Annotated in this window: 17 protein-coding genes; 9 read left to right on the top strand and 8 right to left on the bottom strand. The window is 69.6% G+C overall.

The features are described from left to right. Window positions 1-283: 283 nt before the first annotated feature. The 3 genes from DFS13_RS28610 to DFS13_RS28600 form a co-directional block, all read right to left on the bottom strand. Window positions 284-2,248 carry a PhoX family phosphatase gene (locus DFS13_RS28610; RefSeq protein ID WP_060263105.1) on the bottom strand — a complete coding sequence of 655 codons (1,965 nt, stop codon included), beginning with the start codon at window positions 2,246-2,248 and terminating at the stop codon, window positions 284-286. A gap of 159 nt (window positions 2,249-2,407) precedes the next feature. Next, the gene (locus DFS13_RS28605) at window positions 2,408-3,601 is read right to left on the bottom strand and encodes an ammonium transporter (protein WP_111442398.1); all 1,194 of its coding nucleotides are present in this window, start codon (window positions 3,599-3,601) and stop codon (window positions 2,408-2,410) included. A 253-nt stretch (window positions 3,602-3,854) separates the two neighbouring features. Further along, window positions 3,855-4,190: a hypothetical protein gene (locus tag DFS13_RS28600; RefSeq protein WP_006493329.1), complete on the bottom strand. Its 336-nt coding sequence runs from the start codon at window positions 4,188-4,190 to the stop codon at window positions 3,855-3,857. 199 nt (window positions 4,191-4,389) lie between these two features. Here DFS13_RS28600 and DFS13_RS28595 point away from each other — a divergent pair, with 199 nt between their 5' ends. From DFS13_RS28595 to DFS13_RS28580, 4 genes are all read left to right on the top strand, one after another. Next, complete coding sequence (locus tag DFS13_RS28595) at window positions 4,390-4,818, top strand: hypothetical protein (protein ID WP_006484403.1); 429 nt, start codon at window positions 4,390-4,392, stop codon at window positions 4,816-4,818. Between the two features lie 90 nt (window positions 4,819-4,908). Next, window positions 4,909-5,364 (top strand): Rrf2 family transcriptional regulator, encoded by a 456-nt coding sequence (locus DFS13_RS28590; protein WP_006484400.1) that lies wholly within the window; start codon window positions 4,909-4,911, stop codon window positions 5,362-5,364. Between the two features lie 155 nt (window positions 5,365-5,519). Next, on the top strand, window positions 5,520-6,161 hold the full coding sequence (locus DFS13_RS28585; RefSeq protein WP_062884648.1) for an NAD(P)-dependent oxidoreductase: 642 nt from the start codon (window positions 5,520-5,522) through the stop codon (window positions 6,159-6,161). Window positions 6,162-6,407: 246 nt separating this feature from the next. Next, entirely contained in the window at window positions 6,408-6,878 is a 471-nt protein-coding gene (locus DFS13_RS28580) for an Lrp/AsnC family transcriptional regulator (protein ID WP_006484401.1), read from the top strand. 30 nt (window positions 6,879-6,908) lie between these two features. Here DFS13_RS28580 and DFS13_RS28575 read toward each other — a convergent pair whose 3' ends face one another. The 3 genes from DFS13_RS28575 to DFS13_RS28565 are packed head-to-tail and all read right to left on the bottom strand — an operon-like array spanning window position 6,909 to window position 10,408. Next, window positions 6,909-7,682 carry an ABC transporter ATP-binding protein gene (locus DFS13_RS28575; protein ID WP_048989219.1) on the bottom strand — a complete coding sequence of 258 codons (774 nt, stop codon included), beginning with the start codon at window positions 7,680-7,682 and terminating at the stop codon, window positions 6,909-6,911. A gap of 4 nt (window positions 7,683-7,686) precedes the next feature. Next, window positions 7,687-9,375 (bottom strand): iron ABC transporter permease, encoded by a 1,689-nt coding sequence (locus tag DFS13_RS28570; protein ID WP_111442397.1) that lies wholly within the window; start codon window positions 9,373-9,375, stop codon window positions 7,687-7,689. Beyond that, window positions 9,365-10,408 carry a Fe(3+) ABC transporter substrate-binding protein gene (locus DFS13_RS28565; RefSeq protein WP_006490794.1) on the bottom strand — a complete coding sequence of 348 codons (1,044 nt, stop codon included), beginning with the start codon at window positions 10,406-10,408 and terminating at the stop codon, window positions 9,365-9,367. Before DFS13_RS28565 ends, DFS13_RS28570 begins: the two co-directional genes overlap by 11 nt. Window positions 10,409-10,652: 244 nt before the next feature. On the opposite strand from DFS13_RS28565, the gene DFS13_RS28560 reads away from it, so the two are divergent. Then, window positions 10,653-10,814 (top strand): hypothetical protein, encoded by a 162-nt coding sequence (locus DFS13_RS28560; RefSeq protein ID WP_006476417.1) that lies wholly within the window; start codon window positions 10,653-10,655, stop codon window positions 10,812-10,814. Window positions 10,815-10,961: 147 nt separating this feature from the next. Here the strand turns inward: DFS13_RS28560 and DFS13_RS28555 are convergent, their stop codons facing one another. Both DFS13_RS28555 and DFS13_RS28550 read right to left on the bottom strand, forming a co-directional pair. Further along, complete coding sequence (locus DFS13_RS28555; RefSeq protein WP_006497673.1) at window positions 10,962-12,329, bottom strand: amino acid permease; 1,368 nt, start codon at window positions 12,327-12,329, stop codon at window positions 10,962-10,964. 290 nt (window positions 12,330-12,619) lie between these two features. Further along, window positions 12,620-14,911, bottom strand: coding sequence for an FUSC family membrane protein (locus tag DFS13_RS28550; protein WP_006493074.1), 2,292 nt, complete (start codon window positions 14,909-14,911; stop codon window positions 12,620-12,622). Between the two features lie 181 nt (window positions 14,912-15,092). On the opposite strand from DFS13_RS28550, the gene recC reads away from it, so the two are divergent. The 4 genes from recC to arfB are packed head-to-tail and all read left to right on the top strand — an operon-like array spanning window position 15,093 to window position 24,839. After that, on the top strand, window positions 15,093-18,431 hold the full coding sequence (gene recC / locus DFS13_RS28545) for an exodeoxyribonuclease V subunit gamma (protein WP_111442396.1): 3,339 nt from the start codon (window positions 15,093-15,095) through the stop codon (window positions 18,429-18,431). Continuing rightward, window positions 18,428-22,135: an exodeoxyribonuclease V subunit beta gene (gene recB, locus DFS13_RS28540; RefSeq protein WP_111442395.1), complete on the top strand. Its 3,708-nt coding sequence runs from the start codon at window positions 18,428-18,430 to the stop codon at window positions 22,133-22,135. Before recC ends, recB begins: the two co-directional genes overlap by 4 nt. Further along, entirely contained in the window at window positions 22,132-24,438 is a 2,307-nt protein-coding gene (locus DFS13_RS28535; RefSeq protein WP_111442394.1) for an AAA family ATPase, read from the top strand. The genes recB and DFS13_RS28535 overlap by 4 nt, the downstream gene beginning before the upstream one ends. Then, window positions 24,435-24,839 carry an alternative ribosome rescue aminoacyl-tRNA hydrolase ArfB gene (gene arfB / locus DFS13_RS28530; RefSeq protein ID WP_006483724.1) on the top strand — a complete coding sequence of 135 codons (405 nt, stop codon included), beginning with the start codon at window positions 24,435-24,437 and terminating at the stop codon, window positions 24,837-24,839. Before DFS13_RS28535 ends, arfB begins: the two co-directional genes overlap by 4 nt. Window positions 24,840-24,885 lie beyond the last annotated feature (46 nt).

The following is a 24,885-nucleotide window of genomic DNA, read 5'->3' as shown; positions in this document are numbered from 1 at the left end:
TTTTTTGCCTGTCTTCCGACGGTCCGCCCGGACGCGTCGGCCCGTATTATCTCCTGATCGCCACAAATGCCCGTCCGGGCCAGTTTCGCGCGTGCTGGCACGCGCGATGGGCGCCGTCTGTACGCTTCCCGCACGCAAAAAAAAGCGCGACGCCCGCAGTGGGCATCGCGCGTGAAACGGCGTGGAGCGCCGACGAATGAACGGTGATGAAGAAAGGACGCCCGGTTAGGGACGCCCGGTCAGGGACGCCCTGCAGGGCGCAACGCCCCCTCGCGCGAGGCGGTCAGTCCTTCGCGAGCTTGATGCTGGTCTGCTCGGCCGTCAGGTAGCCGACGCTGGCGCCGAAGCGATCCTTGTAGTTCGCGCGCACGAGCGGGTCGAGCGTCGGCTTGACCTTGTCGTGCAGCGGCGCTTCCCAGTCGCCCGCGTGCTGGAAGTTGCTCATGATGTAGGTCCAGCCGTTGATCTCGTCGACCGCGTGCAGGCCCGTCGATTCGGCGCCGGCCGGGCACGACAGCACGCGCGCGAGCGACTTCGTGTCGACGTTGTAGGCCCACAGGAAGTTGTTCACGTGCATGCCCGAGTCTTCGCCGATGAACAGCGTGCGCAGCTTTTCGGAGAACTTCAGGTTGTCGGGGTTCGCGATCTTGTCCGGGTTCGCGAGGTTGCCGAGCGCATCGGCCGCGGCGAGGTCCTCGCCGACCAGCGCGGCCGGCGCGCCCATGTCGACCGGCACCCATTCGCTGTCGATCGCGCCGCCCGTCGTGTCGCGCTGGCCGGCCTTCAGGTTCAGCGCGTAGACGGCGCCCGCGGCGATCTTCTTGTCGACCGCGACGTCGCGCGACACCGCGTTGCCCTTGACCATCGACGTTTCGATCCGCGACATCGCCGTGTAGACGATCTTGTCCTTCGCGTTCACGGTCGTGCCTTCGAGCTTCGTGAACGCCATGCTGCCGCCGAGCAGCGCCGCGTAGCGGTGCGTCTCGAGGAACGCGGCCGCCTTTTCCATCCCCGGCTTCACGCGCATCCAGTTGAACTTGCCGCCGAAGTGGATCTTCGTGTAGCTCGCATCGTTCGGATCGGTGGTCACCAGGTCCATGATGTCCGACGCCTTCAGCGTGTTCGCGAGCGTCTCGATCTCGATGCTGGTCGCGTGGCCGATCTTGATCCACGTGAGCGTCGCGGTGCCGGCACCGGCGGACGACGTCTGCGTCCACTTCGCGACGTACAGCGTGCCGGCCGACAGGTCGGCCGCCTTGTCGGCGACGAACATGAACAGGCCGCCGTTGGTCGCGTCGTCGCCCATCATCACGGTGCGCTGGTCCGGCATCACCTGGATCAGCTCGTGCGAGATGCGGCCGAGGCAGTAGTGCTTCTTCACGGTGCCGGTGCCGTCCGGGTTCACGGTGATCTCGGGCAGGTGGCCGTAGTGGTAGGGGTTCGCCTTCGTCTCGTCGCCGAACGTGTTCTTGCTGAACGCCTTGAACTGCGCGTCGGTCGCGGCCTTCGTCGCGTCCGGCTCGTATTCCTCGCTCGACAGGTGCGTGCCCCACGGCGACAGGCTCGCGCCGCAGGTGATCCACAGGCCGTGTGCCTTCGACGTGTCGACGTTGTGGTACTTCACGACCTTCAGCGCGCCGGTGGCCGGGTCCTGGTCGAGCGTGAGCACGGCGATCGGCGACGGCAGCTGGCCGTACTGCGACGCGCTCGCCTGGTCGCGCGTCGTGTATTCGAACTGCACGACCGCGAACACCGTGTTGCCCTTCACGCCGGGCACGTTCGCGTTCTTCAGCGTCAGGAGCGAGCTGCCGTCCGGGCAGTCGGAATAGAACTGGCGCTCCTTGCCGGCGACCGAGCGATCGATGATCGGCTGGTTGTTGATGTCGTAGTAGCCGCCCGCGAGCGTCGTGCCGCCCTTGCCGTCCGGCACCATGTCGCCCGTCACGAAGAACGGCCGGTACGCGAGCTTGAAGTTGCGCGACGAGCCGTCCGAGAACGACACCGACAGCGTCGAGCCGACCGTCGTCGTGGCCATCGCGGCCGCGTTGTCGAGCGTCGGCGCGGCCATCGCCGAGAATGCCGCCGACGTATAGGCAGCAGCGACCGGGGCCGGCGTCGACGCGGGATCGTCGTCGCCGCCGCAACCCGTCAGCAGGGCCGGCAGCGCGAGGCCGGAAAGGGGAAGCATCGGCGCGCCGGCGAGGATCTTCAGGGCCTGACGACGGGAAGCATTGGGCAACGCGGGCATGTGGAGTCCAGTTTCGGTTGTTGGAAGAATGGCCTTCGCGAAGCGGGCGAGCGGCAAGCTCCGCGAAGGCATATTGAAAACTGGACGGAAGTGTAAGGACGCTAGATGAAAGTTTTTTGAATTGAAAACGTAATGACGCGTCCGGGGGCGTTCAGCGGGTCAATCGCGCTCGGGCGTGGCCGAGATGCGGTGGATCGACAGGTCGGCGCCGTCGAATTCGGCTTCGCGGTCGAGACGCAGGCCGACGGTCGCCTTCAGCGCGCCGTAAACGAGCGTGCCGCCCGCGCTCGCGAGCGCGATGCCGCCGAGCGTGCCGACGAGCTGCGACAGGAACGACACGCCGCCGAGGCCGCCGAGCGCCGGCTGCCCGAACACGCCGGCCGCGAGCCCGCCGAGCGCGCCGCACATCCCGTGCAGCGGCCAGACGCCGAGCACGTCGTCGATGCGCCAGCGGTTCTGCACGCAGGTGAACATCGCGACGAACAGCGCACCGGCCGCGGCGCCCGTGACGAGCGCGCCGATCGGGTGCATCACGTCGGAGCCCGCGCATACCGCGACGAGGCCAGCGAGCGGCCCGTTGTACGTGAAGCCCGGGTCGTTGCGGCCGGCCATCCATGCCGCGAGCGTGCCGCCGACCATCGCCATCAGCGAGTTCACCGCGACGAGGCCGCTGATCTTGTCGAGCGTCTGCGCGCTCATCACGTTGAAGCCGAACCAGCCGACCGCAAGCACCCAGGCGCCGAGCGCGAGGAACGGGATGTTCGACGGCGGGTGCGCGGCGATCCGGCCGTCCTTCGCGTAGCGGCCGTGGCGCGCGCCGAGCAGCAGCACGGCCGGCAGCGCGACCCAGCCGCCGAACGCATGCACGACGACCGAGCCCGCGAAGTCGTGGAACGGCGCGCCGAACGCGTGCGAGAGCCAGGCTTGCACGCCGAAGCGCTCGTTCCACGCGATCCCTTCGAAGAACGGATAGATGAAGCCGACGATGATCAGCGTCGCGACGAGCTGCGGGTTGAACTTCGCGCGCTCCGCGATGCCGCCGGACACGATCGCCGGGATCGCCGCGGCGAACGTCAGCAGGAAGAAGAAGCGCACGAGCGCGTAGCCGTTGTGCTGCGACAGCGTGCCGATGTCGTCGAAGAATTCGACGCCGTACGCGATCGTGTAGCCGATGAAGAAATACGCGAGTGTCGACACCGAGAAGTCGACCAGGATCTTCACGAGCGCGTTGACCTGGTTCTTCTTGCGGACCGTGCCGAGTTCGAGAAATGCGAAGCCCGCATGCATCGCGAGCACCATGACGGCGCCGATCAACAGGAACAGGGTGTCGACGCCGGATTTCAGACCATCCATGCCGTTACTTCCTTGCGCAAAAAACGGGCAAGGAATGCAAGTATCGAGCCAACCTGGTGAACGACTGCGTGAAATTGGTGCCCGGTTGCCGCGCGATGCGGCATTCCGGTGAATCGCGCACGGGATCGGGGCGTGATCGAGGGCGAGCGACGGCGGTGCCGGCTGCACGCACGTGGTGCGGCGCGTGCTGAACTGGTGCGTACGACGAACGAAGCGGTGCGCGGCGTGCGCTGTCACGCACCGATCTGGCGCGTCAGTGGCGCGCGAACAGCGCGGGCGGCCGGCGCAGCCGCAGCGCGCACGCCGACCAGTAGGCGGCGACGGTCGCCAGCCCGAGCGCGGCGAACGCGAGCGCCGCGAAGCCCGCGAGCGACTGGCCGTCGCCGTCGGCGCCGAGGATGCCTTGCGCGACGATCAGCGCGGCCGTCCAGAAGCCGATCACGGCCTGCGTGAGCAGACGCGCGCACGCGATGCGGCGCGGACGCCCCGATTCGGCGAGGCGGCGCGCCGACGGCGCACGCAGGCACAGGAACAGGGTGGCGGCGAGCAGCGCGGCCAGGACGATGAGCCAGTCGACGAGGAAAGCCATAACGAGGAAAAGTGGGGGACACGTACGAAGCGGATTGAAGCGTGCCCACTTTAGAGGCATGGCGCGTGCGATTGAATCAGACGAATCCGAAATTGAAAGGCATTTTTAATGCCGGGTCGTGATTGGGCCTGTTCCACAGGCGGTATCATCGACACCGGTCCAACCACGAGGTCGTGCAACGCGCGGCCGGAGATTGCTGATGAACATGAAGACATCGCGGGCGCGTCGCGTGCCCGGGTCCGTGCTGGCGGCCGTGGCCGCCGGTGCGCTGCTGTTGCTCGCGGGCTGCGAGAAGTCCGGTACGCCGGTCGCGCAACCCGATACGGCCGCGAGCGCGGCCGCCGACGCCGCGAACAATGCGGCAAAGGCGCTCGACCAGGTGGCGAGCACCGTCAACCAGCAGATCAACGCGGCGAAGGCCGGTATCGCGTCCGCGGCGTCGGCCGTGCCGCCGTTGTCCGCGAGCGGCCTCGCGTCGGCCGCGCAGGCGCAGATCGACGCGGCGGCGTCCGCGGTCGTCGCGCATGCGGCTTCCGAAGCGGGCGCGAAGATCGCCGAAGCCGGCAAGAAACTCCAGCAGTGGAGCCAGCAGAGCGCCGCGGGGGCCAAACCCGCGAGCGGTGAATGACGCGGGCTTGCACGATCCGCAAAATGTAATTATTATGGTTACACATGTCACCGGTTGCGGGTCGGGCCGGCGTCGCCGAGTGAGTCAGGAATGAATACCAGCAGCCGGTTCGCGTTTGCCGTTCACGTGCTTGCCTTGCTGTCGATGCAGGAAGGCGTACCGTTGTCGTCCGACATCATCGCGGGCAGTGTGAATACGAATCCGGCGCTGATTCGCCGGCTGCTGTCGATGCTGGCGGCCGCAGGCCTGACCACGTCGCAGCTCGGCGCGGGCGGCGGCGCGCTGCTGGCGCGCGAGCCCGGCGAGATCACGCTGCTCGACGTGTATCGCGCGGTCGACGATGCGCAACTGTTCGCGCTGCATCGCGAGGCGCCGAATCCGGCATGTCTCGTCGGGCGGCACATTCAGAGCGCGCTGACCGGCTATATCGGCGACGCGCAGCGCGCGATGGAGGCGTCGCTCGCCACGCGCACGCTGGCCGACGTGACGGCCGACATGCTGGATCTGGAGCAGCGCACGCAACGGGCGGCGCGCGCCGGCGGGTGACCGGCGCCGGGTGCCACGGGTACCCGGCGGCAGGCAGGGCGGGAAGCCGGACGGCGCGTACGCGCGGCGATCGGCACGACGGGGGCTTTGCCCCGTTTTTTTCGGTCTTATATGTAATTGAGTGTGTTACATATTTTCATTTCTGGAGAATCGATATGACGCAACGTTCATTGAATATCGCGCTGTTCGGCGCCACCGGCATGATCGGCACGCGCATTGCGGCGGAAGCCGTGCGGCGCGGCCACCGCGTCACGGCGCTGTCGCGCCATCCGCACGCATCCGTCGGCGGCATCACCGCGAAGGCGGCCGACCTGTTCGACGCGGCCAGCATTGCGGCCGCGCTGCCGGGCCATGACGTCGTCGCCAGCGCGTACGGCCCGAAGCAGGAAGATGCGGCGCAGGTCGTCGCGGCCGCGAAGGCGCTGGTCGCCGGCACGCGCCAGGCCGGCCTGAAGCGGCTCGTCGTGGTGGGCGGCGCCGGTTCGCTCGAAGTCGCGCCGGGCAAGCAGCTCGTCGACACCGAAGGATTCCCGGAGGCATACAAGGCGCAGGCGCTCGCGCACCGCGATGCGCTCGACTACCTGAAGACGGTCGCCGATCTCGACTGGACCTTCTTCGCGCCGGCCGCGTTGATCGCACCGGGCGAGCGCACCGGCACGTTCCGCACGGGCGTCGGCAAGCTGATCGTCGACGCGCAGGGCAACAGCAAGATCTCGGTGGAAGACTACGCGGTCGCGTTCGTCGACGCACTCGAGCAGGACAGCTTCGTGCGCGAGATCGCGACGGTCGCGTATTGAGCGGCATGACGGCCGGCGGGCGGTGAGCGCCGGCCGGCCCGGCGCGACGTGCGAGCCGCGACGCGCAGTCAATTTCAGGCGATGCCACCCCGGCGGGGGCGTCGCCTGTTTCGTTTGGCGCGGCGGACGAATCGTCTGCGTGCCGGATCGGTATTTACACCGGTCGACGCGCCGCGGCAGTTTTCATATTGTTCCCCGTTGGGCAGGATGAATAGAATAAATTTCTATCGACGAGGGAATGGAGAAATGGACGCCATCGATCGCAAGCTGCTGGAGCTGCTGCAGGCGGATGCCACACTGCCGATCGCGGAACTGGCACAGCGCGTGAACCTGTCGCAGACGCCATGCTGGAAGCGCGTGCAGCGGCTGAAGGAAACCGGCGCGATTCGCGCGCAGGTCGCGCTGTGCGATCCGCGCAAGCTCGGGGTCGGCACGACCGTGTTCGTCGCGATCCGCACGAACCAGCACACCGAGGAATGGGCGCAGCGTTTCACGCAGGCGGTGCGCGACATGCCGGAAGTGGTCGAGGTCTACCGGATGAGCGGCGAGACCGATTACCTGCTGCGCGTCGTGGTGGCCGGCATCGACGACTACGACCGCGTCTACAAGCAACTGATTCGCACGGTGCCGCTGTTCGACGTCAGCTCGTCGTTCGCGATGGAGCAGATCAAGTATTCGACCGCGCTGCCCGTGCGCGATCTGGCCGAGCCCGCCTGACGGGCACCCCGCCGCGCCGGCCGCGCGGCTTCAGCGGCCGCGCGCGAGCGCGCGTGCGCGTTCGTCGGCCAGCGCGTCGCGGCGCACGAAATCCGCGACGAACGGGCTGGCCGGATGATGGTGCAGCGCATACGGCGTATCCCATTGCGCGAGCTGCCCGTCCTTCATCACGCCGATCCGGTCGGCGATCGCGAACGCTTCCGCCTGATTGTGCGTGACGAGGATCGCGGTGTGGCCCGTGTGCTTCAGGATGTCGCGCAGCTCGAATGCGAGCCGCTCGCGCGTATCGACGTCGAGATTCGAGAACGGCTCGTCGAGCAGCAGCAATTCCGGCGACGGCGCGAGTGCGCGCGCGAGGGCGACGCGCTGCTGCTGGCCGCCCGACAGTTCGTGCGGATACGCATCGCCGGAATCGGCGAGGCCGACGAGTTCGAGCATCTCCGCGACGCGCAGGCGCCGTTCGGCCTTCGGCAGGCGCCGCAGGCCGAACGCGACGTTGTCGGCCGCGCTCAGGTGCGGAAACAGCGCGTAATCCTGGAACATCATGCCGATGCGCCGGCGCTCGGGCGGCACGTCGAGCGACGGCGCCGCGACGGGCGTGCCGTCCAGCACGATGCGTCCCATGCGCACCGGTTCGAAGCCGGCGATCGCGCGCAGGACGGTGGTCTTGCCGCAGCCGGACGCGCCGAGCAGGCAGCCGATGTCGCCGCGCGGCAGCGCGAGGCTCAGGCCGTCGACCACGGTGCGGCGGCCGTGCGGCGTGTCGTAGGCGACGCAGAGGTCGTCGAGTTCGAGCAGGTTCACGGTGTCAGGCTCCGATCTTGTGGCGGGTGCGAGCGAGCAGGATCACGGGCACGAGCCCGGCCAGCACGATCGCGAGCGCGGCGACCGCGCCTTCTTCATAGGTGCCGCGCGCGGCTTCCGCATACAGCCAGGTCGCGAGCGTGTCGAAATTCAACGGGCGCAGCAGCAGCGTCGCCGGCAATTCCTTCATCGCGTCGACGAACACCAGCAGCGCGCTCGTCGTGAGCGCGGGCCGCAACAGCGGCAGGTGAACGCGGCGCAGCGTGCCGCCGGCCGTCTCGCCGAGCGAGCGCGCGGCCTGTTCGAGCGACGGCGGAATGCGCGCGAGGCCGGCCTCGATGCCGCCGGCCGGGATCGCGAGGAAACGCACGGTATAGGCGATCACGAGCGCGGTGGCCGAGCCCATCAGCAGCAGCCCGTCGCGGCCGAGCGCCGCGCCGAACAGCCGGTCGGCCGCCGCGAACGGAATCAGCAGGCCGATCGCGAGCACGGTGCCCGGCACCGCGTAGCCGAGGCTCGCGATCCGCGCGCACAGGCGGGCAGGGCCCGTACGGGCGCTGTCGCGCTGCGCGCGGGCGGCCCACGCGACGACGAGCCCGCACGCGAGCGTCGTGGCGGTGGCGGCGGTCGCGATCGTCAGCGTGTTCGCGAGCCCGGTCATCAGTTGCGCGGAGACGCCGCCGACGAGGTGCAGCCGCTTGGCCGTTTCGACCGCGAGGTACGCGGCCGGCGCGCCGAAGCCGAGCAGGACGGGCAGCCAGCCGAGCACGGCGGCGCCCAGCGCGGCCGCGCCGGTCAGGCGGCGCGGCGCGATCGGCCGCATGCGCCGGCCGTGCGCATAGCGCTGGCGGCGGCGCCCGTAGCGTTCGAGCGCGATCGTGCCGACGACGATCGCGAGCATCGCGAGCGCGATCTGCGCGGCGCCGGCGAGATCGGAGCGCGTGATCCACGTCGTATAGACGGACACGGTCAGCGTCTGCACGCCGAGAAATTCCGACGCGCCGATATCGTTCAGCGTTTCGAGCAGCGCGAGGCTCACGCCGACCGCGATCGCCGGGCGGGCCAGCGGCACGACGACGCGCCAGAACGTCGCGAGGCGGCCCGCGCCGAGCGTGCGCGCGGCTTCGAGCAGGCTCGCGGACTGCGTGACGAACATCGCGCGCGTGCTCAGATAGACATAGGGATACAGCACGAAGCCGAGCACGAAGATCGCGCCGGGCAGCGAGCGCAAATCGGGCAGGCGGAACTGGCGCGGGCTGTCGAAGCCGAGCAGCCAGCGGATCGCGCCCTGCACGGGGCCGATCGGATGCAGCAGGTCGAGATACGCGAACGCGACGATGTAGGTGGGGACCGCGAGCGGCAGCAGCAGCGCCCAGGTCAGGATCCGGCGGCCGGGAAAATCGTAGGCGGTGACGAGCCATGCGCAGCCCGTACCGACGATCGACACGATCGCGCCGACGCCGGCGAGCAGCAGCAGCGTATTGACGAGCGCGTGCGGCAGCACGAATTTGGCGAGATGCCGCCAGTGCGCGAGATCGGCGTCGAACGCGGCGGCCACGAGCACCGCGAGCGGCGCCGCGACCGCCGCGGCGATCGTCAGCGCCGCGAGCAGCCACAGGCTGCCCGCGCGCGGCCACGGACGCGGGCCGCGCGGCTCGCGGCAGGCGTCGGCGGGCGAGGCGTCAGTTGTCAAAGCCGACCTTGTCGACGAGCTGGCTTGCCTGCTTGCGATGCTTCGCGATATCCGCCAGCGGCAGCGGATCGACCTTCAGCGTGCCGAAGCTCGCGATCACCGGGTCGAGCTTCACGTTCGCGCGCACCGGGTATTCGTAGTTCGCCTGCGCATACAGCGCCTGCGCTTCCGGCGACACCAGGTATTCGAGCAGTTTCACCGCGTTGGCCTTGTGCGGCGCATGCTTCGCCACCGTCGCGCCGCTGATGTTCACGTGCGTGCCGCCGCTCTTCGCGTTCGCGAACGTCGGGCGCACGACCTTGATCGCGTCGCCCCATTTGCGCGCATCGCTGCCCGGTTCCGCGTGCTTCATGTGGCCGACGTAGTAAGCGTTCGCGAGGCCGACGTCGCAGATTCCGCCGAGGATGTCGCGCGCGACGTCGCGGTCGCCGCCGGTCGCCTTGCGCGCGAGGTTCGCCTTCACGCCGCGCAGCCATGTCTCGGTTGCGGCCTCGCCGTCGTGCGCGATCATCGCCGCGACGAGCGCGGTGTTGTACGGATGCTGGCCCGAGCGGATGCAGACCTTGCCCTTCCATTTCGGATCGGCGAGATCCTCGTAACGGAACGCATCGACCTTCAGGTCTTTTTCGACGTACAGCACGCGGTCGCGCAGCGACAGCGCGTACCAGTCGCCGTTCGTGGCGCGCAGGTTCGCGGGAATCGCGTCGTCGAGTGCCTTCGAGCGCACCGGCTGCGTGACGCCGCCGTCGACGAGGTCGAGCAGGTTGCCGACGTCGACCGTCATCAGCACGTCGGCCGGCGACTGCGCGCCTTCCGCCTTCACGCGTTCGAGCAGGCCGTCCTTCACGAACACCGTGTTGACCTTGACGCCGCTCTGCTTCGTGAACGCGTCGATGAGCGGCTGGATCAGCTTCGGCTCGCGGGTGGTGTACAGGCTCACTTCCTCGGCCGCCTGGGCAAGCGGCGCGAAGGCGGCTGCAGCCAGGGCGAGGGCGCCGGCGAGCGGCAGCAGGCGGGTGCGCGGATTCGACATGAAGACTCCGGTGGGGCAGGTGGACGAGGGAGCGTTCCGGGGCGCGCCTGCCGCCCGAGCGATCCGGAACATTACAAAATGAAAGACTCAGGATTCTAGATCGAAATGGGAACGATTAACAAACGAAAGCTTGCGGAAAGCGGCGGGGAGGACAGGGACGGGCGATCGGAACACCGGGCGGCGCAGCGCGGGCGCAAGCGCGTAGAATGCCCGCTTCGACGAATTTGACGGAGCAGCACCGACCATGAACGATCAGCGCAAGAAGAACCCAGTCCGCAACGTGAGCATCCTGATCGTCGTGGCCGTGCTGCTCGTGATCGGGACGATCCTGTACAACGCGATTTCGCAGAAGCACGCGTACGACGAGGCCCATCCGGCCGAGGCCGCGAGCGCCGCATCGCACTGACGTGCCGGGGCGCGGGCCGGTCGGGCCGCGCGTGCGGGGAGGCGAACGGGGTCGATCCGCGGTTCTCGCGCGACGGGCGCCGCGCGGAACCGGGACAGTAGAAAGCGCGCCGGAACCGACGCGCCGCACTCGCAGGTCAGCCGTGCGTCAACGTGACGCAGCGGCGAATTTCGGGCGGATCCGTGCGTAGAACACGGCCGCGAGCAGCGCGAGCCACGCCGCGCCGACATACAGCGCCACGCGCGTATCGTCGAACCAGCCGAGCATCACGATCACGAAGCCCATGAATGCGATCGTCAGCGCCGGCGCGACGGGCCACAGCGGCACCTTGAACTTCAGCGCGGCGACTTCGGCGCTCGACAGACGGCGACGCATCGCCACCTGCGACAGCAGGATCATCAGCCAGACCCACACGGTCGCGAACGTCGCGATCGCGGCGACCACCAGGAACACGTCCTTCGGCATCAGGTAGTTGAGCAGCACGCCCACCAGCAGCGCGCCGGCCATCACGAGCACCGTGACCCACGGCACGCCGTGGCGCGACGTCGTCATCAGCACGCGCGGCGCCTGACCCTGCCGCGCCATCCCGAACATCATCCGGCCCGCGCCGAAGATGTCGCTGTTGATCGCCGAGATCGCCGCGCTGATCACGACGAGGTTCAGGATCGTCGCGGCCGACTTCACGCCGAGCGCCGAGAAGATCTGGACGAACGGGCTGCCGTCGCTGCCGACGCCGGTCCACGGGCTGATCGACATCAGCACGACCATCGTCAGCACGTAGAACAGCAGGATGCGGGCGGGCACCGCGTTGATCGCGCGCGGAATCACGCGTTCCGGGTCCTTCGCCTCGCCGGCGCTCATCCCGATCACCTCGATGCCGCCGTACGCGAAGATCACGACCGACAGCGACGCGATCAGCCCGCCGACGCCGTTCGGCAAGAAGCCGCCGTGATTCCACAGGTTCGCGAACGTCGGCATGTCGGCCGAATGGCCGAAGTGCATGCCGGTGAGCAGGATCGCGACGCCGCCGCCGATCATCGCGACGATCGCGCCGACCTTGATGATCGACAGCCAGAATTCGAGCTCGCCGAACACCTTCACGTGGCACAGGTTCAGCCCGCAGATGATCGCGACGACGCCGAGCACCCAGATCCATTGCGGGACATCCGGAAACCAGAAGCCCATGTAGATGCCGAACGCGGTGATGTCGGCGATCGCGACGATCACCATTTCGAGCGTATAGGTCCAGCCCGTGACGAAGCCCGCGAACGGGCCGAGGTTCTCGGTCGCGTAGTGGCCGAACGAACCCGCGACGGGCTCGCGCACGGCCATTTCGCCGAGCGCGCGCATCACCATGTAGACGGCCGCGCCGCCGAGGACGTACGCGAGGATCACGGCCGGGCCCGCGAGCTGGATCGCGGACGCCGAACCGTAGAACAGGCCCGTGCCGATCGCCGAGCCCAGCGCGAGAAAGCGGATGTGCCGCGCGCTGAGATGGCGCTGCAAGTTTTTCATCGAGTCTCCGATATCGTTATGCGACGAACCGGGCGAGCAGGGCCGGCCCGATTGGCTCAAGTTGTCTATACAACTTGAATGTGAACGAATGATAACAAGCCGGACCCGGTGACCGGAATTGGGTATTCCCTGACTGGCGCGTCGAACGGAATGGGGCGTGGGGCGCTCGCGCGCCGGATGCGCGGGCCGCGTGGAGCGGGTGGGGCATGCTTCGGGGAATCGTTGAACCGGAGTGCGCCGGTGGCCGATCCGCGGCGCGCGGGTCGGCCTGCCGGCGCGGGGATGCGGGGTCAGGCGGGCAGGCGGATCACGCTCGCATCCTTGCGGATCAGCAGCGATGACGCGAGCATCTGCTTGCACTGGTGCGCGAGCACCTTCAGGTCGTGCGTGAGCTCCGCGCCGACCGCGTCGGATTGCTCCGCGGACACGACCATCGCATCGAGATCGCGCGTGATCTGCTTCGACGCTTCGAGCTGATCGGCCGGCGGCGGCTCGCCGGCTTCCGCCTTCTCGAGATTGTCGAGCACGGCGGCGAGGCCGCGCTGCAATGCGTCGTCGTGCACCAGGCCGCCATCGGCCGCGCATGCGCTGCGGATCAGCGGCGCGGCGGCCGTGATCTGCGCGCCGAGCACGTGCGTCTGCACGAGCAGGTCGTTCAGTTCGGGCACGAAGCGCTGGTGCGCCTTCGGCTCGATCATCATCCGCTGGAATGCCTGCCCGAGATTCGCGAACGCGATGTGCACGTCCTTGCGGGCGAGGCGGTAGCGGTAGTCGTCGTCGAGGCTGGTCACGGGCGCCTCGACCGCGGCGGCCACGCCCGCGACGACGGCCGCGCCGTCGGCGGCCGGCACCGGCGGCGGCGACATGCCGCGCCCCGCGCGCCACACGGCCTCGAAATACTTGCGCGTGGACGTCAGCATGTCGGTGACGAGCTTGCCCATCAGCCGGTATTCCCAGTACGGGAACAGCCGGCTCGCGGCGATCGCGATCATGCAGCCGACCACCGTGTCGATCGCGCGCTCGCCGATGATCCGCATGCTGCCCGGCGCGAGCAGGTGGAACATCAGCAGCACGTACGACGACGTGAACACGACGCTCGCCGCGTAGTTGAACAGCAGCAGGCTGTAGCTCATCACCATTGATCCGAACATGATCGCGATCAGCAGGTGCGGCTCCTTCACCGTGTAGATCAGCGCGATGCTCGCCGCGCAGCCGATCAGCGTGCCGATGATCCGCTGCGCGTTGCGCTGCTTGGTCAGCGAGTAGCCGGGCTTCAGGATGATGATGGTGGTCATCACGATCCAGTAGGCGTTCGTGAGCGGCAGCAGCCGGCCGATCCAGAAGCCGACCGCGACGGCGATCGTCACGCGCAGCGCATGGCGAAAGCTCGGCGAACGCATGTTCAGGTTCGAGAAAATCAGCAGCGGCGACATGCGGCGGCGCTGCAGGAAGCGCGTGAGCGCCTTGTCGATCTTCAGTTCGGTCTGCTGCGGATCGGCGTGGCCCGACAGGTTGCGGCGCATCCGGTCGATCAGGCGCGTCGCGCTCCAGATGCGCCGGAACGTCGCGAGCACGGCCGCATACGCTTCCGCGTTGGTGGCCGCGAAGTTCTTCTTGCGCATCAGCTCGATCTCGTACTCGATCGCGCGCAGTTCGGCCTTCACGCTGATGCGCGAATGCGGCGCGCGGTTTTCGAGCACCGCGAGGCCGATTTCCTCGAGATCGGCGGCGGCCTTGCGGATCAGGTCGCGGTAGAAAATGATCAGGTCCGTGCCGCCGAACGTGTTGCGCACCAGCGGGTAATCGGTGTGCGCGCCGACGAACAGCTCGTGCAGGTCGACGCTGTTGATGAACAGGTTGTACATCGTCGTGCGGCCGGGATCGAGCTTGCCGCGCCGCAGCTTCGGCAGGTTGCGCAGCACGATGTCGCGCGCGGTTTCCTGCGTTTCGACCGCGGTGATCTGCCGGGCGACGAGATTGCGGTAGCACTCGTCGAGATCGGCGTCGAGATCGTAGAACTGCGCGCGGGCGAGCAGGTAGTCGGCGCATGCGAACAGGCTTTCGGCCAGCGCCTGCTGCTCGATCCGGCGCGCCTGCCATTGCGACACGAGCGTGGCCCAGTACGTGTACCAGAGGCCGCCCGCGAGAATCCAGCCGGCGTTGACGAACGCCTGCAGCGGCGTGAACTTCTCCTCGAGCGTCATCACCATCATGAACAGCGTCGCGAAGCTGATCTGCGGCCAGCGGTTGCCGTAGACGACGATCAGCGACAGCACGAACGTGAGCGGCACGATCGTGAGCCACAGCGCGAAGATGTTCGGTGTCGCGAGGCCGGTGGCGAGCGCGGCCAGGAAGCCGATCACGCTGCACGCGAGCATTTCGTTGTGTTTGTACTTCAGCGGGCCCGGCATGTCGACGACGCATGCGCCGAGCGCGCCCGTCGAGATCGTGAAGCCGAGCTCCCGGTTGTGAAACACGATCAGGCACAACACGGCCGGCAGCGACACGCCGACCGCGATCCGCAGGCCGCCGAAAAAGTACTGGCTGTAGAAAAACTTTCTGATTTCGACCGAATAGCGCATCGATGGGCTGAATGGCAGACGAAGACGCCCGGGGGCGGCGTATTGACTGGCGACGAGTCTATCGTATTTCGCGGCTCGCAAAAGCTGGCTTTCCGGACGATGGTCGCGGCTGCAGCCCTTTGCTATCCTTGGTCATTGTGTTCGCCCGGCCCCGTCGGTGCGAGGTTCCGACGCCCGCCTCATGCTCCATCTCTTCTATTCGAACCGTCACGAAACGCTGGCCGACGCGCTGCTCGAGGATCTGGCCGCGTTCCCGGCCCGCAACGGCCCGTGGGCGCCGCAACAGGTCATCGTGCCGAGCGCGGCGCTGCGTCGCCGCCTCGAGCTCGACATCGCCGCGCGCAATGGCGTGTGCGCGAACGTCGAGTTCACCTATCTCGCGCAGTGGCTGTGGGCGCAGATCGGCCGCGTGCTGACGGTGCCCGCGCGCTCCCCGTTCGCGCCCGACCGGCTGGTGTGGCGCTGCTACCGGCTGTTCGCGCAGGCGGCCGATGGTGCGCCGTGGCTCGCATCGCCGCGGCTCGCCGCCTATCTGTCGGCGTCCGACGACGCGATGCGTTACGAGCTGGCCCATCGTGTCGCGGCCGTGCTCGATCACTACCTGACCTATCGCCCCGAATGGCTGGCCGCGTGGCAGGCCGGCGAGTCGGTGCTCGCGGGCGACGGCGCGCCGCGCGGGATCAGCGATGCCGCGCGCGACGACGAGCGCTGGCAGGCCGCGCTGTGGCGCGCGCTGCTCGCCGAGCTGAGCGACAGCGGCACGCCGCCGGCGCACCGCTTCCTCGTCGAAGCGCGCCATCTCGATGCCGATGCGGTTGCGCGCGCCGACTGGCCCGAATCGGTCAGCGTGTTCGCGCTGCCGACGATGCCGCCGCTGCACGTCGCGCTGTTGCGCGAACTGTCGCGCTGGATCGACGTGCGCGTCTATGCGCTGAACCCGTGCCGCGAATTCTGGTTCGACATCGTGACCGCCGCGCATGCCGAGGCGCTCGATGCGGCCGGGCGGCTCGACTATCAGGAAGTCGGTCATCCGCTGCTCGCCGAATGGGGCAGGCAGACACAGGCGCAATTGCACATGCTGCACGAGCTGACTGAAAGCGCGGCGTCGGGCGATGCGTCGCGGTTCGTCGAGAATCCCGCGCCCACCTGGCTCGCGCGCGTGCAGAACGCGATCCTCGAATTGCAGCCGGAGGCCGAAACCGGCGACACGCCGGTCGAGCGCGGGATCGAGGTGCATGTGTGCCACAGCCTCGCGCGCCAGCTCGAGGTGCTGCACGACCGGCTGCTCGCGTGGTTCGACGCCGATGCGAGCCTGCAGCCGTCCGACGTGCTCGTCGCGGTGGCCGATCTGGCCGCGGCCGGGCCGCTGATCGACGCGGTGTTCGGCACGGCCGGCGCCGGCGGCGCGCGGGTGCCTTACCGGATCACCGGCCTGCCGCCGTCGCAGGCGAACCCGGTCGCGCGCGTGCTGCTCGACTGGCTCGCATTGCCGGAGCGGCAGGTCGGCGCGCCGGAGCTGGTCGAATGGCTGCGCGTGGATGCGGTGGCCGCGCGCTACGACATCGACGCGGCCGCGCTCGAAACGGTGCAGACCTGGCTCGCGGCCGCCGGCGCGCGGCGCGGGCTGTCGCCGCGCGCGAGCGACGACGCGGCCGTGCCCGCGCCGCGCCATACGTTCTCCGATGCGCTCGCGCGGCTCTTTCTCGGCTATGCGATGCCCGAAGGCGCGGCGCCGATCGGTGCGTGGTTGCCGATCGAGGCGGCCACGGGCAGCGAGGCCGAACTGCTCGGCCGGCTTGCACGGTTCACCGACGATCTCGACGGCTTCGCGCGGCGGCTCGAGGAGTCGCACACGCCGCGCGGCTGGAGCGAACTGTTCGCCGACACGCTCGCGCGCTTCTTCGATTCGGGCGCCGCGTATGCCGACGCGCTGGCCGGCGTGCGCGACGCGCTCGATGCGATGCTGGCCGCGATGACGGAGGGCGCGCCCGACGAGGCGTTGCCGGCGGCCGTCGTCCGCGCGGGGCTCGCCGCGGCGCTCGACGATCCGGCCCGCGGCGGGGTGCCGTGGGGCGGCGTCACGTTCTCGTCGCTGACGAGCTTGCGCGGGCTGCCGTATCGCGTCGTCTGCCTGCTCGGGATGGACGACGGCGTGCTGCCGAGTCTCGCGCGCGCGGACGAATTCGACCTGATGGCCGTGCTGCCGAAGCTGGGCGACCGGCAGCGCCGCGACGACGAGCGCAATCTGTTCCTCGACCTGCTGCTGGCTGCCCGCGACCGGTTGCTGATCGCCTATACGGGCCGCAGCATCCGCGACAACGCGCCATTGCCGCCCGCGGCGCTCGTCGACGAGCTGCTCGATCATCTGGCGCTCGTCACGGCCGGGCCCGACGCCGCACCGGATGCGGTCGAAGCCGCGCGGCGCGCGTTCATCGTCGAGCATCCGCTGCAACCGTTCGCGGCCGCGTATTTCGAGCCGGGCAGCGAACTCGTTTCGTACGACGCCGAGCGGGCCACGCTCGCGTCGCTGCTGGCCGCCGAAGCATCGCGCGATGGGCCGCGCGAGCAGCCGTTCTTCGCGCAGCCGCTGCCGGCCGAACCGGTCGAGCCCGTTGCGTTTAGCGAATTCGAACGTTTCTGGCGGCATCCGGCACGCGCATTGCTGCGCGGCCGGCTCGGCATCGTGCTGGCCGACGCGCAGGCCGAACTGCTCGATACCGAGCCGTTCGCGCTGGATTTTGCCGGCAGCGACGCGCTGGCCGAGCGTGTGCTGCCGCTCCTGATCGAAGCGGGCGACGGCGGCGTGTACGATCACGCGCTGCGCATTGCGGACGCGAGCCCCGAACTGCCCGGCGGCGCGACGGGCGCGGTGTGGCGCGACCAGGCGCTCGGTTCGATGACGCAGCTTGCGTCGAATGTGCGTCGTGCGCTGGCCGACGGCATCGAGCGGCGGCCGTTCTCGCTCACCGTCGTGCCGAAGTGGCCCGACGCCGAACAGGCGCTGTTCGGCGCCGACGACGCGATGCTGGCGGCCGACGCGGTGAGTGCGCCGCTCGAACTACACGGAACGCTGAACCGGCTGACGGCGGCCGGGCAGGTCATCTATCGCTATGCGCGGCCGAGTGCGCGCGACTACCTGTCCGCGTGGCTCGCGCATCTCGTCTACTGTGCGATCGAGCCGGGCGGCCCGCGCCGCACGCTGTGGTTCGGCAGCGGCGGTGCGTTCGAGCTGACGCCCGTCGCGGCGCCGCTCGAGCGGCTCGCGCCGCTTGCCGCGCTGTTTCGCGCGGGGCGGCGCATGCCGCTGCGGTTTTTCCCGCGCAGTGCATGGGCGCGGGTGTCCGACGGCGAGGCGAAGGCCGCGAGCGTGTGGATCAACGAGCGGGTCGTGAGCGAAGCCGACGATCCGGCCATCGCGATCGCGTGGCGTGGCGCGCATCCGTCGCTCGACGAACCGTTCGGCACGCTCGCGCGGCTCGTGTTCGAGCCGCTCGTCGAGCATCTGAAGGAGGTCGCATGAGCGCCGTGTCGCAGCCGCAGGCGCTCGAACTCGACGTGTTCGCGTGTCCGCTCGACGGCGTCAATCAGATCGAGGCGTCGGCCGGCACCGGCAAGACCTGGAACATCTGCGCGCTGTATGTGCGCCTGCTGCTCGAAAAGGATCTCGGCGCGGACGAAATCCTTGTCGTGACCTTCACGAAAGCGGCGACGGCCGAACTGCACGAGCGGATTCGCGGCCGGCTCGCGCAGCTCGCGCATGCGCTCGATACGGGCGACGACGGTGGCGATCCGTTCATCGCGCGCCTGCTCGAGACCACGCTCGGCGACGGCGGCGCGCTCGATCCCGAGACGGCCGTGAAGCGAATCCGGCGCGCGTTGCGGGCGTTCGACCAGGCCGCGATCCATACGATCCACGCGTTCTGCCAGCGCGCGCTGCAGGAAGCGCCGTTCGCGGCGGCGATGCCGTTCGCGTTCGACATGGAGGCCGACGATGCGTCGCTGCGCTTCGAGCTCGCGGCGGATTTCTGGCGCACGCGTGTCGAACCGGCGGCCGCGCGCTGGCCGGGCTTCGCGACCTGGCTCGTCGAATCGGGGGCCGGCCCGGCCGCGCTCGATGCGCAGCTCGCACGCCGGCTGAAGAAGCCGCTCGCCGCGCTGCGCTGGGACGGCGTGGCCGAGCCGGACGAAGCGGCGGAAGCGGCCGCAGCCGAATGCTTCGCGGAGGCCGCGCGGATGTGGGCGGCCGAGCGTGACGCGATCGATGCGTTGCTGCGCGCCGCGCAGCCCGTGCTGAATCAACGCTCGCACAAGCCGGGCGCGGTCGCTGACGCGCTCGCCGCCTGGACGGTGCATTTCGAGCAGGGCGACGCGACGGCCGCGCTGCCGAAGGCCGCGCTGAAGCTCACGCAAACCGCGCTGACGAAGGCGACCAAGAAAGGCGGCACGACGCCCGCGCACGCGTTCTTCGACGTGGCCGACGCGCTCGAAGCGGCCGTGGCCGCAGCCGAGGCCGCGCAGCGCGCCCGCTGGCTCGCGCTGATCGCCGAATGGCTCGACATGGCGCCGGCCGAGCTGGCCGAGCGCAAGCGCACGCGACGCGTCGTGTCGTTCGACGATCTGCTCGCGAACCTGTATCACGCGCTGCACGCGCATCCGTGGCTTGCCGAGACGCTGCGCGCGCGCTATCCGGCCGCGCTGATCGACGAGTTCCAGGATACCGATCCGCTGCAGTTCGCGATCTTCGACCGGATCTTCGCGCCGGGCGGCCCGCTGTTCCTCGTCGGCGATCCGAAGCAGGCGATCTACAGTTTCCGCGCGGCCGATCTGCATACCTATCTCGCCGCGCGCGCACGGGCGAGCGCGTGCTACACGCTCGCGGTCAACCAGCGCTCGACGCCTGCGATCGTCGATGCGTGCAACCGCTTCTTCCTGTCGAATCCGCGCGCGTTCGTGCTAGACGGGCTCGACTACTACGCGGTGCGCGCCGGCACGCGCGTGCGCGCGCCGTTCGTCGACGAAACCGATCCGGGCCCGGCCGGCGATTTCCGGGTGTGGGCGCTGCCGGGCGGCGAAGGCACGCTGCTCAAGCGCGAAGCGCAGGCGCAGGCCGCGCAGGCTTGCGCGGCCGAGATCGCGCGGCTGATGCGCGGCGCACGCGAAGGGCGCGTGCGGTTGGGCGACACGCCGTTGTCGCCGGGCGATATCGCAGTGCTCGTGCAGACGCACCGGCAGGGTAGCCTCGTGAAGCGCGTGCTGGCGACATGGGGCATCGGCAGCGTCGAGCTCGCGCAGGCGTCGGTGTTCTCGACCGGCGACGCCGAGCAGCTCGAACGCGTGCTGGCGGCGATCGATGCGCCGGGCGACCTGCGGCGTCTGCGCGCGGCGCTCGCCTCCGACTGGTTCGGCCTCGATGCCGGCGCGCTGTGGCGCATGGAGCAGGGCGACGGCGGCGCGCCACCCGGCGCGTCGGCGGCCGACAGTGCCGATGCGATGAGCTGGGTCGAGCGCTTCTCGCGGTATCGGTTGCTGTGGCGCGAACGCGGCTTCGCGGTGATGTGGCGCACGTTCACGCGCGAGCTGCGGATCGCCGAACGGCTGATGGCCGGCGCGGACGGCGAGCGCCGCGTGACCGACATCAACCATCTGGCCGAGTTGACGCAGGCGCGTGCGTCCGCGCAGCCCGGCATCGCACCGACGCTGCGCTGGCTCGCCGCGCAACGGCTCGACGGCGGCGGCGAGGAAGCGCAATTGCGGCTCGAATCCGATCGCAATCTCGTGCAGATCGTCACGGTGCACAAGTCGAAGGGGCTCGAGTACGCGATCGTGTTCTGTCCGTTCCTGAACGACGGTGCGCTGCGTGAGCCGCCGTCGTCCGCGTTGCCCGATGCGCGCGAGTATCACGACGAGGCGGGCGATGCGGTGCTGCATTACGGGTGCGATGACGAAGCGGCCGCGCACGCGGCGCGGCAGGCATTGCGCGAGCAGGCCGCGGAACGCGCACGGCTCGTCTACGTCGCGCTCACGCGCGCCGTGTATCGCTGCTATGTCGTCGCCGGGCCTTACCTGTCGTCGCGCTCGACGCGCGAAGCGCGGCGCAGCGTGCTCAACTGGCTCGTCGCCGGTGCCGGCCATGCGTTCGACGCGTGGCTCGACGAGCCGCCCGACGAAGCCGCGCTCGAGGCGGCATGGCGCGCGCTCGCCGGCGGCCCCGTGTGCGTCGCGCCGCTACCCGTGCCGGCGCGCCGCGAGCGTGTCGCGGCCGGGCACGACGCATCGCAGACGCTCGCCGCGCGTCATGCGACGCGCGTGCTGCGCGATGCGTGGCGGATGGCGAGCTTCAGTTCGTTGACCGCATCGATGGCGCGCGAGGAGGCGGGCGTCGCGGCCGTGCCCGACGACGAACTGCGGCCCGATCACGATGCGCTGGCCGCGGTGACGCCGGACGGCGAACTGATATTGGCCGATACGGTCGCGGCCGAGCCGCCGGATGACGACATCCTCGTGTTCCCGCGCGGCGCGGCGGCCGGCGAATGCCTGCACCGCCTGTTCGAGCTCAGCCGGTTCACGGAGCCCGAGTCGTGGCACAAGGCCGCGCTCGGCGCGCTGCACGACCGGCCGGTCGAGGCCGAGCCGGCGCTTGCCGCGCGCCTGCCGGCGATGATGGCGCGGCTCGTCGACGACGTCGTGCACACCGAGCTGGTGCCGGGCATGCGGCTCGTCGATCTCGATCCGGCGAAGCGGCTCGACGAAATGGGTTTCCTGTTTCCGGCGCCGTCGCTCGACCTGATGGCGCTGCGCCGGCTGCTGGTCGCGCACGGCTATCCGGACGTTGCACTGGAGGCGGGCACGCTCGCCGGTTTCATCAAGGGTTTCATCGACATGATCGTCGAACACGACGGCCGTTTCTGGATCGTCGACTGGAAGTCGAACCACCTCGGCACGACGCCGGACGCCTATGGCCCGCGCGCGCTCGACATTGCGATGGCCGATCACGCGTATCACCTGCAGGCGCTGCTCTATACGGTCGCGCTGCATCGCTACCTGCGCGGCCGGCTGCCCGATTACGACTACGACACGCACATCGCGGGTTACCTGTACCTGTTCGTGCGGGGCGTGCGGCCCGGCTGGCGCAGCGGCGGCGAACCGGCGGGCGTGCATGCACGGCGGCCCGCCCGCGCGCTGGTCGACGCACTCGACCGGATGATGGAAGGGGGCCGCGCATGACCGCATCCGACGACATGCTCGAATTTACCGGCGGCCTCGTCGCGCGGTTGCCCGAGCCGGCCGATTTCGGCATCGCGCTCGCGGAAGGCTTCGCGCGCCGCATCGGCGATCTCGCGCGGCGTGCCGGTGCGCCGTCCGCATCGGCCCGCTGGGCGGCGCGCGCCGCGTTCGCGACGAGCCGCGCGACCGCCGGTGGCCACGTGTGCGTCGCGCTTGCTGCGCTCGCGCAGCGTTACGAAGCGCCGCTCGACGAGGTCCGCGCGGCGCTTGCCGCGAGCGGCGTGGTCGCGTTCGGCACGCTGGCACGCGGCGACGAACGACCGCTGATCGTCGACCGGCACGATCATCTGTACCTGTCGCGCTATTTCGATTACGAACGGCGGCTCGCCGATGCGCTCGTCGCGCAGGCGGGCGTCGCCGCGCCGGACGAAGGCCTGTCGCCCGACCGGTTGCGCGACAGTCTCGCCCGTTACTTCGGGCCGGCTACCGGCGAAGTCGACTGGCAGCGCGTCGCGGCGATCGTCGCGCTGACCGGTCGCGTGACGATCGTCAGCGGCGGGCCGGGCACGGGCAAGACGACGACCGTCGTCGGCGTGCTCGCCTGTCTGCTCGACGCGCATCCGGGGCTGCGCATCGCGCTGGCCGCACCGACCGGCAAGGCCGCGCAGCGGATGCAGGAGGCGCTGCACGCGCGTGCCGGCGATCTGCCGCCCGAGCTCGCGGCGCGCCTGCCCGACACGTCGTACACGCTGCATCGGTTGCTGGGCGGCGGCGGGGCGGCCGGCTTCCGGCATCATCGCGACAATCCGTTGCCGTACGACCTGATCGTCGTCGACGAGGCGTCGATGATCGACGTCGCGCTCGCCGCGCATCTGCTCGACGCGCTCGCGCCGGGTGCGCGGCTCGTATTGCTGGGCGACAAGGACCAACTGGCCGCGGTCGAGGCCGGCGCCGTATTCGCGGAGCTGAGCGCGCGGCCGGCGTTCACCGCCGCGGCGCGCACGCGCATCGCGCAGGCGCTGGGCGTCGACGAGGCGGCGTTCGTCGCCGCGTTGCCGGTGCCGGACGAAGCGGCGCCGGCAGCGGTTCCCGTTGCGAATCCGGTGCCCGCTGCCGCACGGGCACCGGCGCCGCCATCGGCATCCGCTCCTGTTTCGCGCAGATCGGCGTCTCGGTCGAAAGTCGATACGCGGCAGGCATCGCTGTTCGACGACGAACCGCAGGACGATGAAGTGTCGTCGACCGACATCGCGCCGCCGCCACCCACCGAGTCGGCACCGCTCGATGCCAGCGCATCGGACGATACGCCCGCCTGGATCGAGGCCGACGAACTCGCGTGGCTCGACGCCGTCGAGCTGCCGCCGTTCGATGCGGGTGACGCGGCGCTCGCATCGGTGACTGCTGCGTCGCCGTCGGCAGGCGAAGCCGCCGCGGCTGCCGCGTCCGCCATCGCGCCCGCTGCGGCGCCGCTCGCGGACTGCGTCGTGTGGCTCGAACGCAATTACCGCTTCGGGCTCGATTCGCCGATCGGACGGCTGTCGCTCGCGATCCGCCGCGGCGACGTGCAGGCGGCGCTCGATGCGCTGCCCGCCGACGATTCGGCGGCCGCATCGTTTCACGACGATGCGGGCGACACGCTGGCGTCGTCGACGGTCGAGCGGCTCGCCCGGCGCTTCGGCGCATACCTCGACGCATTGCGCGACGCGCTGGCCGCACCGGTGCCCGATCCGTTGCCGCTGTTCGACGCGCTCAACCGGTTCCGGATCCTGTGCGCGACCCGCAGCGGTTCACGCGGCGCGGAGCACGTCAATGCGCTGGTGGCCGCGCACGTCAGGCATGCGGCGCGCGTGCCGCTCGCGGTCGGTGCGCACTGGTTCACCGGGCGGCCGATCATGGTCACGCGCAACGACTATGCGCTCGGGCTGTTCAACGGCGACATCGGCATTGCATTGCCCGACGCACACGGTGTGCTGCGCGTGTGGTTCCGGCGCGCGGACGGCACCGCGCGCGCGGTGTCGCCGGCCGCGCTGCCGCCGCACGAAACGGCGTTCGCGCTGACGGTGCACAAGTCGCAGGGCTCGGAATTCGACGAAGCGGCGCTCGTGTTGCCCGCGTCGTTCGGCCGGGTGCTCACGCGCGAGCTGGTCTATACGGCCGTCACGCGCGCCCGCACGCGCGTGCAGGTAATCGGGCCGCGGCGCGTGCTGGCGCAGGCGGTCGCGACGCGCACGCAGCGCGATTCGGGGCTCGCGGCCCGCGTCGACGAGGCGCTCGCCCGGCGCCGCACGGAGGCTTCGCGATGATGATCCGCTACACGCTCGATCCGGCCGAGGTCGAATGGACGGCCGTGCGCGCGCAGGGCGCGGGCGGCCAGAACGTGAACAAGGTATCGAGCGCGATTCACCTGCGCTTCGACATTCGCGCGTCGTCGCTGCCGCCGGTCCTCAAGGAGCGGTTGCTCGCGCTGTCGGACCAGCGCATCACGCGCGATGGCATCGTCGTGATCAAGTCGCAGGAATACCGGACCCAGGAGAAAAACCGCGAGGCCGCGCTGGCCCGGCTCGATACGCTGATCGGCAGCGTCGCGTACACGCCGCGCGCCCGGGTCGCCACGCGGCCGACGCGCGCGTCGAAGGAGCGGCGGCTCGAGCACAAGTCACGCCGCAGCGTGGTGAAGTCGGGACGCGGGAAGGTGATCGACTGACGAGCGAGGGGCCAGTGCCAGTCGCCGGCGAACCTGCGACGCGCGC

Source organism: Burkholderia sp. 28_3 (genome assembly GCF_003253915.1).
GTDB classification, from domain to species: domain Bacteria; phylum Pseudomonadota; class Gammaproteobacteria; order Burkholderiales; family Burkholderiaceae; genus Burkholderia; species Burkholderia cenocepacia.
This window is presented reverse-complemented; position numbering and strand designations above follow the sequence as displayed.